Source organism: Variovorax sp. GW823-FHT02B07 (genome assembly GCF_058797695.1).
On record NZ_JBXAJX010000002.1, the window covers coordinates 753,956 to 767,103 of the forward strand.

Sequence of the window (13,148 nt, forward strand, 5' to 3'; positions counted from 1 at the left end):
GTAGCAAACTTTGAAGGATTCTGACCATCGCTACTGCATTTCGCGACCGCCGCCACCGCGAGGAACGCCAACACCGCCTGAACCGGGAAATCATGGCCCCGGAAGTCCGCCTGGTCGGCCCGGAAAACGAGCCATTGGGTGTCATGAGCCTTTCCGAAGCCTTGCGCCTTGCGGGTGAGGCTGACGTGGATCTGGTGGAGGTCGTTGCTGCGGCCAATCCGCCCGTGTGCCGCCTGATCGAGTACGGAAAGTTCAAGTACCACGAGCAGAAGAAGGCAGCCGAGGCGAAGTCGAAGCAGAAGGTCATCGAGGTCAAGGAAATCAAGTTCCGGCCCGGTACCGACGATGGCGACTACAACATCAAGATGCGCAACATCAGGCGCTTTCTTGAAGAGGGCGACAAATGCAAGATCACGCTGCGCTTCCGCGGCCGCGAGATCACGCACCAGGAGCTCGGTCTGGCACTCTTGCAGCGCATTCGCGACGAACTGGGCGACACGATCATGGTCGAGCAGTTCCCGAAGCTGGAAGGCCGTCAGATGATCATGATGATCGCTCCGGGCCGCAAGAAGGTTGGCGGCGCGGCGCCGAAGCCGGCAGCAGATGCTGCGCCGGCAGCAGCGCCCACGGCAACCGCCTGAGGCATTTGCAGTAGACGGGTTTTGAAGGGATTTCGCCCTGGCCCGCATTTCGAAAGAAGTGCAGGCGGGGGCGAGATAAAGAAGTGTCTCGGGGCCAACAAGTCCGTGGAGTATCCGCGGCGCCTCACGAGCACAAACTAAAGGAGCATTTACATGCCCAAAATGAAGACCAAGAGCAGCGCGAAAAAACGTTTCCGCGTTCGTCCCGGTGGCACCGTCAAGCGCGGTCAAGCCTTCAAGCGTCACATCTTGACGAAGAAGACCACCAAGAACAAGCGTCACCTGCGTGGTGCAGTTGCAGTGCATGAAACCAACATGGTTTCTGTCGCCGCCATGCTGCCCGGCCGTGGCATTTAATTCAGACGAACAAGGAGTAAACACATGCCTCGCGTCAAACGTGGTGTAACGGCTCGCGCCCGCCACAAAAAAGTTCTCGCACTCGCCAAGGGTTTTCGCGGTCGCCGCGGTAATGTCTTCCGCGTCGCCAAACAGGCGGTGATGAAGGCTGGGCAATACGCCTACCGTGACCGCCGTACCAAGAAGCGCGTGTTCCGTCAGCTGTGGATCGCGCGTATCAACGCCGCCTCGCGTGAACTGGGCCTGACCTACAGCCAGTTCGCCAACGGCATCCGCAAGGCCGGTATCGAGATCGACCGCAAGATGCTTGCGGACATCGCCGTGCACGACAAGGCCGCTTTTGCCGGCATCGTGGAGCAGGTCAAGGCCAAGCTGGCTGCTTGATTTTGCACAGCAGGTCGCCGTCTCCGGACGGCTTCTTGCGCCCACGGCTCAAGGGCTGGCGCTTGAAAAGGCTCCAGCTCTTTTTTATTTCCCCTCGAAGATTTTTGTTGCTATGAACGAGTTGGACTCCCTGGTCGACACCGCACGCGCCGCCTTCGCCGAAGCGAAAACGCCCGCAGAGCTCGAAAACGCCAAGGCCCAGTTCCTTGGCAAGTCGGGCCGCATCACCGAGCTGATGAAGGGCATGGCCGCGCTGAGTGTCGAAGAGAAGAAGTCCCGCGGCGCCGCGATCAACGTCGGCAAGCAGGCCATCGAGGCCGCACTGACCGATCGCCGCCAGCAACTCGCCGATGAAGAACTCTCGCTGCAGCTGCGCGCCGAAGCGCTCGACGTGAGCCTGCCCGGCCGCCGCCGCGCCGGCGGCGGACTGCACCCCGTGAGCCGCACGCTGGAGCGCATCGAGGAGATCTTCTCGAGCATGGGTTTCGACGTGGCCGACGGCCCCGAGATCGAGAGCGACTGGTACAGCTTCACCTCGCTCAACAACCCGCCGAACCACCCGGCGCGTTCGATGCAGGACACCTTCTACGTCGACCTCAAGGGCGACGACGGCATTCCCTACAACCTGCGTCCGCACACCAGCCCGATGCAGGTGCGCTACGCCCACCAGCACACCAAGAAGTACGCGGCCGAGTTCGCCGCGGCTGCCGCCGACACCACCGGCACCGTGAAGGCGCCCGAGATTCGCGTGATCGCGCCCGGGCGCACCTACCGTGTCGACAGCGATGCCACCCACTCGCCCATGTTCCACCAGTGCGAAGGCCTGTGGCTCGGCGAGAACGTCAGCTTCAAGGACCTGAAGGTCGTCTTCACCGACTTCTGTCGCACCTTCTTCGAGCGCGACGACCTCGTGCTGCGCTTCCGCCCGAGCTTCTTTCCGTTCACCGAGCCGAGCGCCGAGATCGACATCCAGTTCGCGAGCGGCCCGCTGGCCGGCCGCTGGCTCGAAGTCGCCGGCTCCGGCCAGGTGCACCCGAACGTCGTGCGCAACATGGGCCTCGACCCTGAGCGCTACATCGGCTTCGCTTTCGGCATGGGCCCCGATCGGCTCACCATGCTGCGCTACGGCGTGAACGACCTGCGCCTGTTCTTCGACGGCGACCTGCGTTTTCTCTCGCAGTTCCAGTAAGCACGTCCTTTCCACAGATAGAAAAACCAGATCGAGATCGAAGAGATGCAATTCCCGGAATCCTGGCTGCGCGAGTTCTGCAACCCGCCCCTCGACAGCGCCGCACTGGCCGAAACGCTCACCATGGGCGGCTTCGAGGTCGAAGAGCGCCGTCCGGTGGCGCCGCCTTTCACGCGCATCGTGGTCGGCGAAATCAAGGAAGCCGAGCAGCACCCGAATGCCGATCGCCTGCGCGTGTGCCAGGTCGACGTGGGGCAGGGCGCCTTGCTGAACATCGTGTGCGGCGCGCCCAATGCGCGCGTCGGCATCAAGGTGCCGTGCGCCCTCGTCGGCGCCGAACTGCCGCCGGGTGAAGACGGCAAGCCCTTCCTCATCAAGCTGGGCAAGCTGCGCGGCGTCGAGAGCCAGGGCATGTTGTGCTCGGCGCGCGAACTGAAGCTGAGCGAAGACCACGGCGGCCTGCTCGAACTCGACGCCGATGCGCCCATCGGCGCCGACGTGCGCGACGTGCTCAAGCTCGACGACGCGCTGCTCACGCTCAAGCTCACGCCGAACCTGGCGCACGGCCTCAGCGTGTACGGCGTGGCGCGCGAACTCGCCGCACTCACCGGCGCACCGCTGAAGACGCCGGCCATCGCGGCCGTGGCCACGTCGTTCTCCGATGTGCTGCCCGTCAAGGTCGAGGCGCCCGACCTGTGCGGCCGCTTCTCGGGCCGCATCGTGCGCGGCGTGAACACCAAGGTCGCCACGCCCGCGTGGATGGTCGAGCGCCTCGCGCGCTGCGGCCAGCGCAGCGTGACGCCGCTGGTCGACATCTCGAACTACGTGATGTTCGAGTATGGCCAGCCCAGCCACATCTTCGACCTCGACAAGATCCACGGCGGCCTCACGGTGCGTTGGGGCAAGGCGGGCGAACAGCTCAAGCTGCTCAACGGCACGACGATCACCGTCGACGAGAAGGTCGGCGTGATCGCCGACGACCGCGAGGTCGAGTCGCTCGCCGGCATCATGGGCGGCGACGCCACCTCGGTGACCGACGACACGCGCAACATCTACGTCGAGGCCGCGTTCTGGTGGCCTGAGGCTGTGCAGGGTCGTTCGCGTCGCTTCAACTTCTCGACCGACGCCGGCCACCGCTACGAGCGCGGTGTTGACCCGAGCCGCACGGTGCAGATCATCGAGCGCATCACGCAACTGATCGTCGAGATCTGCGGCGGCGAAGCCGGCAAGATGGACGACCAGACGCTGCGCCTGCCCGAAGCCGCGCCCGTCACGCTGCGCGTGGCCCGTGCCGCGCGCGTCATCGGCATGCCGCTGACGCAGGCGCAATGCGCCGACGCACTCCACCGCCTCGGTTTCGAAATCACCGAAGGCGAAGGCACGCTGACCGTCACGCCGCCGCCGCACCGCTTCGACCTGCTGATCGAGGAAGACCTCATCGAAGAAGTGGCGCGCCTGATCGGCTTCAACAACCTGCCGACCACCGCGCCGCTCGCGCCCATCACCGCCCGCGTGCGGCCCGAAGCGCAGCGCAGCCGCTTCGCGGTGCGCCGCAGCGTTGCAGCGCTGGGTTACCAGGAAACCATCAACTTCAGCTTTGTCGAAGCGCACTGGGAGCAGGACCTGGCGGGCAACACCAACCCGGTCAAGCTGTTGAACCCCATCGCCAGCCAGATGAGCGTGATGCGCTCGTCGCTGCTCGGCTCGCTGCTGCAGGTGCTCAAGTTCAACCTCGACCGCAAGGCACCGCGCGTGCGCGTGTTCGAGCTGGGCCGCGTGTTCCTGCGCGACGACAGCGTCGTCACCACCGACAGCACCGTGCGCGGCGTGAACCAGCCCATGCGCGTGGCCGGCCTGGCCTGGGGCGATGCCGAGGCATCGCGCTGGGACGGCAAGCCGCAGCGTGTCGATTTCTACGACGTCAAGGGTGATGTCGAAGCGCTGCTCGCGCCGCGCGTGCCGACCTTCGAAGCGGCCGAGCACCCCGCGCTGCACCCCGGCCGTTCGGCCCGCGTGCTGCTCGACGGCCAGGCCATCGGCTTCATCGGCGAACTGCATCCGCGCTGGCGCCAGAAGTGGGACTTCACCCAGGCGCCCGTGCTGTTCGAACTCGACCTCGACGCCGTCACGGCGCGGCCCGTGCCCGTGGCGCAGCCGGTGCCCAAGCACCAGGCCGTCGAACGTGACATCGCGGTGGTCGTGGCCGAAGCGGTGTCGCACGACGCGCTGATGCAGGCCATCCGCGCGGGCGCGTCCGCCTCGGGCCTGCTGCGCGATGCGACGCTGTTCGACATCTACCGTCCGCAGCCGTTGCGCGAAGGCGCCGTGGCGGCGCCGGGTGCGCTGGCACCGGGCGAGAAGAGCATGGCCGTGCGCCTGACCTTCCAGAGCGATGCCGCCACGCTGACGGACGAGCAGGTCGAACCCGCTGTCCGTGCAATCGTCGAACAACTGGGCGCCACCCTGGGCGGCCGCTTGAGAGGATGAAGATGAACGCCGCCGAATTCACGCTCGAAGCCCTCGAAACGCCGGCGCTCACCAAGGCGCACCTGGCCGACCTGCTGTTCGAGCAGATTGGCCTGAACAAGCGTGAATCGAAGGACATGGTCGAGGCGTTCTTCGAGCTCGTCGCCAGCAGCCTGATCGAAGGCACGGACGTGAAGATCTCGGGCTTCGGCAACTTCCAGATCCGCGTGAAGGCGCCGCGTCCCGGGCGCAACCCGCGCACCGGCGAAGCCATTCCGATCGGCGAGCGCCGCGTGGCCACCTTCCATGCCAGCGCCAAGCTCAAGGAGCAGATCCAGGGCAGCGTCGAGCCGCAGGGCGGCACTTCCGAAGTCGAGTGGAGCCTGGGCGCGGAATAGTGCTTGGTGCTGTGCGGCCGCGTAGAGTAATCTATGAGGTTTCCCGCGCACAGTCTTGATTTCAATGGAGAAAACGCTCCCGCCGATTCCCGTCAAACGCTACTTCACCATCGGTGAGGTCGGCGAGCTCTGCGGCGTGAAGCCGCACGTGCTGCGCTATTGGGAGCAGGAGTTCACGCAGCTGCGCCCGATGAAGCGGCGCGGTAACCGCCGCTACTACCAGCACCACGAAGTGCTGATGATCCGCCGCATCCGCGACCTGCTCTACGACCAGGGCTTCACCATCAGCGGTGCGCGCAACAAGCTGCAGGAACTCACGCAGGGCGAGCGCGACCGTCGCAAGGCGGGCGAAGTACCGCTCGAAGGCCTCGAGGCCATCGAGATCGGCCAGGAGGAATTCGACGCCGCCGTGCACGAGGAACCGAGGCCCTCGGCGGCCGCGCAGACCGTCGATCTGTCGCAGTTGTTGCACCTTCGCCGCGAACTCTTTGAAATTCGTGAGCTTCTGACTGTCGGACACTGAATTTAGCCCGCTATAATCGAGAGCTTCGGTGTGTGGCGCAGCCTGGTAGCGCACTTGCATGGGGTGCAAGGGGTCGAAGGTTCGAATCCTTTCACACCGACCAAAATTGACAGGGGTTAGCAGCGTAGTAGTTGCTAACCCCTTCGTCATTTCTGCTGCCCATGCACCTAGAGGTCTCCTCAATCGTGACGCTTCGACCTCGCCGAGAGGTCAGCACGGCCGCCAGAGCGCGAAGACGTTTCCCAAGGAAATGGACCGGCCACTGGGGCTAGGCTAATGGCCCGGCGCTCGCTCGGCGAATCGGAGTGGCGCCAACAGAAACACACATCAAGCCGCTGCTCACTTGAGCGGCGGCTTTTTCTTTATGCATCCAGTGGAGGCGCGTTTCCTGATGCGCAAATCCTTCCGCGGCCGCCGAATGGGGCGCGCAAGGGTTGCGTATCAACGCGCTGGAGCTGACGCACGGCCTGGTGCCGCAGGCCTGCCTGCCGCTGCTCGACTACGTGGCCGGCCCGCGCGCGCAGTTTCTGACCGGGCAGGTGCTGAGGCTCGGCGCCGGGCATTGAGTTCCTGCGGCGGGCGCGTCGCCGTCTGCTGCAGGCCTTTGTGACCCTCTGACTCGGTTTTCCCGGTGTCGGCCCGCCAACCGATCGACCGCCGACGTGTACGCCGCGTGCGAATGGCCGCAAGAGCTTCAGGCCTTCAGGGCTTCGCTCGCCGCAGCGCGAATCCGGTCCGCCGATTGCCGCGCGCGCCGCATGATGTCGCGCGTGTCGTAGGCCAGCAACCGCCCGTTGCGCTTCACGATCCGCCCGTCGACCATCACGGTGTCGACGTTGGCAGCACTGCCGCTTTGCACGATGGCGGTCTCGACGTTGCCGACCGGGCCCATGTTCAGGTCCTGCGTGCGCACCAGGATGATGTCGGCGCGCTTGCCTTCGGTGATCGAGCCGGTGACGTCGCCCAGCCCCATGGCGATGGCGCCGTTGAGGGTCGCCATCTCGATCGCCTCGGGCACGCCGACCGCCTTCGACTGCGCGCTGGGCGTGCCGGCCCATGGCACGCCCAGGTTCCAGGTGAAGCGCATCGCCTCGAACATGTCGGGCGGCGCGATGGAGGTCGCGTCGCTCGACAACGAAATGGTCAGGCCCGCGTTGCGCATCGCGAAGAGCGCGGCGCGCGCATCGCCGGTGCTGCTGAGCCGCAGCTCGGAGTGCGTGGCAAAGGACAGCGGCGTTTTCGTGCGCGCCATGGCCGCCAGGTCGGCCGTGCTGGCGGGCACGTAGTGGGCGAGCATGAAATCCGGGCCCAGGTAGCCGCGTCGTTCGTAGTCGACGGCATCGACGTTGTTCGGTGCCTCCTGCGGTGCGTGGATCGCAATGGGCAATCCGCTGGCCTTGGCGGACTTCATCTCTTCGTGGAACACGGCGTCGGTGCTCTGCTGCGGGCCGCGCAGGTTCAGCCCCAGGTGCACCAGCCCGTCGAACGGCGAGCGCTCGCCGAACCACTCGCGCCGCACACGCGCCAGGTCGTCGTAGCGGTTGAGTTCGTCAGCGGGCATCTTGTCGACGTGGCCGTAGGCGTAGCGGGCGCGCAGCAGCGCGTGCTGGTGCGCACGCAGCTCGGCATCGGCATGGGCCGGGGAGCGCGTGTTGTGCGACCAGTTGTGCACGGTGGTGGTGCCGCCGTTCGCCAGCTCGGCGCAGCCCAGCATCACGCTGTTGTAGAAGTCGTCAGGCGTGTACAGGGTCGAGGTCGCGTTCTTGGCGGGGTAGTACGAGAAGCCGCCGTCGCGCGCAGTGAAGCTGCGGCCGATGGCGCTCCACATGTGATAGTGCGAGTTGACGAAGCCCGGCATGACGATCATGTCGGTCGCATCGATGATCTCCGTGCCAGCCGGTGCGCTCAGGCCGCGCCCGATCTTCTCGATCACGCCGTTGCGGACCCATACGTCGGCGCGCGGCAGCACGCCCTTGGCGCGGTCGACCGTGATGACCGCGCCGTTGCGGATCAGGTAATTGCCGCGTCGAAGGCCGGGCGACGCGGGCGCACGCGCTGTGCGGGCCGACACCGACGCCGAGCCGACGAGCGCCGGCGCACCGGTGGCGGCGACCATCAGGGCGCCTGCAAAACGGGTGAAGTCTCTTTTGGTTGTTTGCATGTCCAGACCCAATAGTTGCCAGTGATTGAAGTGATGGAAAGAGGAGGCGAAAGCCCCGCTCAGTACGCCTTGAGAAGAAACGCCGCGGTCATCGCCAGCCCCGTCAGCACGACGAAGCCGCGCACCACCTCGGGCTTCAGTCGCCGTGCGAGCATGCCGCCGGCATAACCACCCACCGTGGCACCGAGGGCCATCCACAGCGCGTGCGTCCAGACGATCGCGCCGCTGGCCGCGTAGATGGCGACGGCGATCAGCGTCAGGATCGCGGAGACGAAGTTCTTGATGCCGTTCATGCGGCCCATGTCCGTGTGCCCCAGTGCACCAAGCACGGCGAGCAGCAGGATGCCGAGGCCGCCGTTGAAGTAGCCGCCATAGACGGCGACCGCGGCGATGCCCAAGTCGGCGATCCAACGGCCTCGCGGCTTGTGGTTGTTGTCGGCGGCGGCGAGCCTTCGGCGCACCAGGCCGGGCCCGATCGCGAAGAGCAGCGTCGCGGCCAGCAGAAGCCACGGCACGATGCGGGCAAAGGCATGGTTCGACGTCGACAGCAGCAACGCCGCACCGCCCGCGCCGCCGAGCACCGACAGCACGCCCAACCGCAGGAGCGAAGGCGACATCGGGCCCGACAGCTCCTTGCGCAATGCCCAGGCACCGGCTAGGTAGCCCGGCAGCAACGCGGCGGTCCCGGTGGCGTTGGCCGACACCAGCGGCACGCCGACCATCGCCAGTGCCGGCAGCGTCAGGAAGCTGCCGCCGCCCGCCACGGCATTGAGTGCGCCGGCCAGGGCCGCGGCTGCGCCGAGCAGCGCCCAGTCGAGCAGCATCACGGCTTGCGTGCCGGCAGCGACATGCGGTCGGTGTGCAGCAGCAGCGTGAGCAGCACGCCGACAGCCGCCAGCAGCGTGATCTGCACCAGCCCGGCCGTGCTCCAGCCGAAGCGCGAGGCGATGCCGCCGATGACGAAGCCCGCGACTGCACCCGCGCCGTACAGCGTGGTGACGAACACGCCCGTGGCGCGGCTCGTGAGCGAGGCATGTACCGCCTTGATGTGATACCCCGCCAGGTTCACGTACAGCACGCCGCTCACCACGAAGCCCCACGCGAAGGACAGCGCCGACTGCACCACCATGTCGGTGGGGCCCGAGAACATCAGGAAGCCCAGCAGGCCGGTGCCCATGAAGCTCGCCGAGAGCACGAGCTTGGGATGGAAGCGGTCGCCGAGCCAGCCGCCGAAGATCGACGCGAACACACCGAAACCGAAGATGCTCATCACGCGGCCGGTGTCCGACGGCGTGTAGTGCAGGTGCTCGCGCAGGAAGGTCGGGTACATGCCCAGGTAGCCGTAGATGCAGAGCCCACCGATGACGCTCATGCCGGTCAGCAGGGCTGTGTTGCGGTTCCACAGGGTGGTGGCGCCGCGCTGGTCGGTGCGCCCGCCGGTGGCCGCCACGTTCTCGGTCATGCGCTTGCTCACGGTGAGCGCGATCACCGCCATGGCCGCGAAGCCCGCGACGCCGAACACGATGAGCGGCAGGCGCCAATCGCGCTCGACGCCGATCAGGTGGCCGCCGAGCAGCGGCCCCAGGATCGCGCCGATGCCGAAAGAGAAGTTGATGGCGCCTACGGCGGTGGCCCGGTAGCGCGCGAAGTAGCTCGCGGCAATGGCGATCACCACCGTCAGTTGCATCGCTTCGCCGATGCCGGTGACGGCCCGGTAGACGATCATGTCGGCGAAGCCGTACGAGTAGGCCGCCAGCAGCGTGCCCAGCGAGAAGATCGCAATGCCGATCTGCAGCACCGTCTTGCGCGACAGCCGCGCCAGCAGGTAGCCCGTCGGGACGCCGGCCACGGCCATGCCCAGCGTGAAGATGGTGGACAGCAAACCGGTGTCTGCCAGGCTGAAGCCGAACTCCTTGCGCACGTCCGCGGCGATGAGTGGAAAGATCTGTCGGTCCATCGCGTTGAGCGCGTACGAGGCGAGCAGCACCAGGAACATGCCGATCTCCAGCGCGGTGATGGGCGCCTCGCGGCGCGCGCCACCGACCGCCGGTGAAATGACGGAGGTAGAGGAATGCACGTGTTGTCTCCTTCTCGCCGAGCGAGAAATCTGTTTGTTGTTCGTTCGTTGCACGGGATCGCCGGCGCTGTGCCGGCGAGGGTTCACGCAGCGGGGCTTGCCGTGCCGTACCAGTCGAGGATCTGCTCGCCGGTCAGGAAGGCCACGTCCTCATGCTGCCGGATGTGCACCAGCGCTTCTCGGAAGTAGCGCAGGCGGTGCGGCGCGCCCATGATGTAGGGGTGCACCACCAGCGCCATGACGCGGGCCGAGTCTTTCGCGTCTGCGTAGAGCTGTTCGAACTGGTCGATGGCGCGGTCGCGGTACTCGCTGGCCTTGTGGTGCTGGATCAGCATCATTGCCACGTCGTTGCATTCCTGCGTGTAGGGCACGTTCACGATCGTGCCGCCGTCGCGTGTCTTCAGCCGCACCGGCTGGTCGTCGAGCACCCAGTCGCACACGTACTCGTAGCCCTGCTCGGCCAGGATGTCGGGCGTGTGCCAGGTCTCGGTGAGCCCCGGGCCGAGCCAGCCGCGCGGGCGCTTGCCGGTGTAGGCGCGAATGGCCTCGGTGGTCTTGGCGATGTCCTCGACCTCGTCGGGGACCTTTTGCATGTTGCGCTGCCCGAAGCCGTGGCCGATGAACTCCCACTGGCGTTCCTTCGCCGCCTTGGCGATGGGCTCGTAGGCGCCGATGGCCGAACCGTTGATGGCGAGCGTGGCGTTGATGCCGAGTGCATCGATCACTTCGAGCATGCGCCAGAAGCCGACGCGGTTGCCGTACTCGTGCCAGGCCCAGTTCGGGATGTCGGGCATCGGCGAACCACCGGCCGGTGGTGTCAGCACGGTGCGGGGCATGGTCTCGTCGATGTTCCATTCCTCGACGTTGACGATCACCCAGACGGCCAGTCGTTTGCCGCCGGGCAACTTCAGTGCGGGGCGATCCGCGATGGACGAGTACGAGATGCGTTCGAGTGGTTTCATGGTGTCTCCGTGTGCTGTTGCGGGCTCAGACGATCTCGACCTGCAGGGGCGCGAGCCCGTCGATGCGGCCGGTGAGCTTGTCGCCGCGCTGCACCGGGCCGACCCCTTCCGGCGTGCCGGTGAAGATCAGGTCGCCGGGCAGCAGGCGGTATTGCTTGGACAGCTCGCTGACGATCTCGTGGACATTCCAGATCATCTTTTCGAGCACCGAGTCTTGCCGCACCGCGCCGTTCACCGAGAGGTTGAGTGCTCCCGATCGGATGTGCCCGACCTTCGCCACTGGATGGATCGGGCCGCAGGGCGCCGAGTGATCGAAAGACTTGCCCTGTTCCCACGGCAGGCCGCGCTTGTTGCATTCGCGCTGGCGGTCACGCCGGGTCATGTCCAGGCCCGCAGCGTAGCCAAAGACGTGGTCCAGCGCGTCCTCGGGCGTCACGTTCGACGCATGAGTGCCGATGGCCACGACGAGTTCGAACTCGAACTGGAAATCGTCCGTCAGCGTGGGGTAGGGCACGCGCCCGTCGGTCACCACCGAGTCGGACGGCTTCTGGAAGAAGAACGGCGGATCGCGCTCGTCGCCTTCCTTCATCTCCCGGATGTGGGCCAGGTAGTTGCGGCCCACGCAGTAGACGCGGCGCACGGGAAAACGCTGGTCGCTGTCCACGATGTCGATGGAGATGGGCTGGACTTGAAGGGCGTCGGTACGGGTTTCGGTCGCGCGCTCGGCCGTCGGGTGGGGGGACATGGGTTTGTCTCTCTGGAAGGTTCGGAAAGGAGTGGCTAGAGTCTAGGAACGAGGCCTTCTCACCTCAACGCGCAGGCTTGCGCAAAGATATGCAATCCTTGCGATCTTGAGATCAGCTCTTCATGCCACCCACGCCTTCCCCCGACGAATTCGTGCCGCCGCCCCGCGCCGGTGCCGCGCGTGCCGCCATCAGCAACTACACGATGGCGGCGCGGGCACAGCGCGCCTATTTCGGCATTCACGACCAGAGCAACTGCCTGCCGAATCCGGTGCCTCACCGGCATGAGTACTTCCAGATCTACGTCAACACGCGGGGCGAGACCACGCACTACATCGGCGGCAACCAGCGCGCCATCGGCGCCGGCACGGTGAGCTTCGTGCTGCCGTTTCTGGTGCACTACATCCCGAACGCGGCCGACGGCGTGTTCCATGTGATCAACATCAGCAAGGACTACCTGCTGCCGTCACTTGACCTCGACGTGTTCGAGCTGTCGGAGGTGCCGTTGTCACGCGCGCCCGAGCTCGCGCCTTTCCGGTTCCAGCATTGCCTGGATTTCCGCTTCGACGAAACCGAGACCCGCCAGCTCCAAGCGCTGTGCGAACACATGGCGCAGGAAGCGCAGCGGCCGCCGGGCGAAGACACCGCCAGCCACCTGCTGATTCGCAGCCATCTGCTTCACCTGATCGGCATGGTGTGGCGGCGCTACGGCGAGGAGTTTCGCAACTGCGAGGCGCAGGGGATGGCCCTGCAGTCGTACCGGCCGGCGGTGCTGCGCTGCATCCGCTACATCAGCCGCAACCTCGCGCAGGAGCTGACGTTGGGCGACGCGGCGCATGCGAGCCATGTGTCGCCCACGCATCTGGCCCACCTGCTGAAGAGCGAAACGGGCAAGACCTTCCTGGAGCTGGTGACCGAACGCCGGATCGAGCGCGCCAAGACGCTGCTGGTCTTTACCGGCGCCTCTGCGGCGGAGATCGGTGAAAGCACCGGTTTCGGAGAGCCGACGCAGTTCGCGCGCCGTTTCGGGCAGATCGTGGGGGCGACGCCTTCTGCGTACCGGCGGCAATTTCAGCGAGGAGGGAATCGGACGTGGGACTGACGGCGCGGTGCCCCCAGTAGCAATCAGGCTCTCGAGCTTGACGTCGGTGGCTGCAAGTCCGACGTGGGCATTCGTTGCATGGCAGTCCTTCGCGTACGGCGGCTCCAGACGGGTTGCCGACACTCAACGTGGCCCACCTGAGTGT

Annotated in this window: 14 protein-coding genes and 1 tRNA gene; 10 read left to right on the top strand and 5 right to left on the bottom strand. The window is 66.0% G+C overall.

The window, feature by feature from the left end:
• Positions 1-17 precede the first annotated feature (17 nt).
• From infC to AC1RGU_RS14695, 9 genes are all read left to right on the top strand, one after another.
• Complete coding sequence (gene infC / locus AC1RGU_RS14655) at positions 18-641, top strand: translation initiation factor IF-3 (protein WP_082818065.1); 624 nt, start codon at positions 18-20, stop codon at positions 639-641.
• 153 nt (positions 642-794) lie between these two features.
• Positions 795-998, top strand: a complete 204-nt coding sequence (gene rpmI, locus AC1RGU_RS14660; protein ID WP_007832497.1) for a 50S ribosomal protein L35 — start codon at positions 795-797, stop codon at positions 996-998.
• 24 nt (positions 999-1,022) lie between these two features.
• Positions 1,023-1,382, top strand: a complete 360-nt coding sequence (gene rplT, locus AC1RGU_RS14665; protein ID WP_007832499.1) for a 50S ribosomal protein L20 — start codon at positions 1,023-1,025, stop codon at positions 1,380-1,382.
• A gap of 112 nt (positions 1,383-1,494) precedes the next feature.
• Positions 1,495-2,571, top strand: coding sequence for a phenylalanine--tRNA ligase subunit alpha (gene pheS / locus AC1RGU_RS14670; RefSeq protein WP_492696666.1), 1,077 nt, complete (start codon positions 1,495-1,497; stop codon positions 2,569-2,571).
• A gap of 45 nt (positions 2,572-2,616) precedes the next feature.
• On the top strand, positions 2,617-5,058 hold the full coding sequence (gene pheT, locus AC1RGU_RS14675) for a phenylalanine--tRNA ligase subunit beta (protein ID WP_492696667.1): 2,442 nt from the start codon (positions 2,617-2,619) through the stop codon (positions 5,056-5,058).
• Between the two features lie 2 nt (positions 5,059-5,060).
• Positions 5,061-5,435: an integration host factor subunit alpha gene (locus tag AC1RGU_RS14680; protein WP_095747662.1), complete on the top strand. Its 375-nt coding sequence runs from the start codon at positions 5,061-5,063 to the stop codon at positions 5,433-5,435.
• Positions 5,436-5,499: 64 nt separating this feature from the next.
• The gene (locus AC1RGU_RS14685; protein WP_354345139.1) at positions 5,500-5,958 is read left to right on the top strand and encodes a MerR family transcriptional regulator; all 459 of its coding nucleotides are present in this window, start codon (positions 5,500-5,502) and stop codon (positions 5,956-5,958) included.
• 26 nt (positions 5,959-5,984) lie between these two features.
• Positions 5,985-6,061 (top strand) — tRNA-Pro (locus AC1RGU_RS14690).
• Between the two features lie 331 nt (positions 6,062-6,392).
• Positions 6,393-6,524, top strand: a complete 132-nt coding sequence (locus AC1RGU_RS14695; protein WP_492696668.1) for a hypothetical protein — start codon at positions 6,393-6,395, stop codon at positions 6,522-6,524.
• A gap of 128 nt (positions 6,525-6,652) precedes the next feature.
• Here the strand turns inward: AC1RGU_RS14695 and AC1RGU_RS14700 are convergent, their stop codons facing one another.
• The 5 genes from AC1RGU_RS14700 to AC1RGU_RS14720 form a co-directional block, all read right to left on the bottom strand.
• Positions 6,653-8,119, bottom strand: a complete 1,467-nt coding sequence (locus AC1RGU_RS14700) for an amidohydrolase family protein (protein WP_492696669.1) — start codon at positions 8,117-8,119, stop codon at positions 6,653-6,655.
• Between the two features lie 59 nt (positions 8,120-8,178).
• A complete protein-coding gene (locus tag AC1RGU_RS14705; protein WP_492697091.1) occupies positions 8,179-8,940 on the bottom strand; it encodes a sulfite exporter TauE/SafE family protein in 762 nt (253 codons plus the stop codon).
• A 2-nt stretch (positions 8,941-8,942) separates the two neighbouring features.
• Complete coding sequence (locus AC1RGU_RS14710; RefSeq protein ID WP_492696670.1) at positions 8,943-10,196, bottom strand: MFS transporter; 1,254 nt, start codon at positions 10,194-10,196, stop codon at positions 8,943-8,945.
• Positions 10,197-10,279: 83 nt separating this feature from the next.
• Entirely contained in the window at positions 10,280-11,158 is an 879-nt protein-coding gene (locus tag AC1RGU_RS14715; protein ID WP_492696671.1) for a polysaccharide deacetylase family protein, read from the bottom strand.
• A gap of 25 nt (positions 11,159-11,183) precedes the next feature.
• Complete coding sequence (locus AC1RGU_RS14720; protein ID WP_492696672.1) at positions 11,184-11,903, bottom strand: fumarylacetoacetate hydrolase family protein; 720 nt, start codon at positions 11,901-11,903, stop codon at positions 11,184-11,186.
• A gap of 122 nt (positions 11,904-12,025) precedes the next feature.
• On the opposite strand from AC1RGU_RS14720, the gene AC1RGU_RS14725 reads away from it, so the two are divergent.
• Positions 12,026-13,003 carry a helix-turn-helix domain-containing protein gene (locus AC1RGU_RS14725; protein ID WP_492696673.1) on the top strand — a complete coding sequence of 326 codons (978 nt, stop codon included), beginning with the start codon at positions 12,026-12,028 and terminating at the stop codon, positions 13,001-13,003.
• The last annotated feature ends 145 nt before the right edge of the window (positions 13,004-13,148 follow it).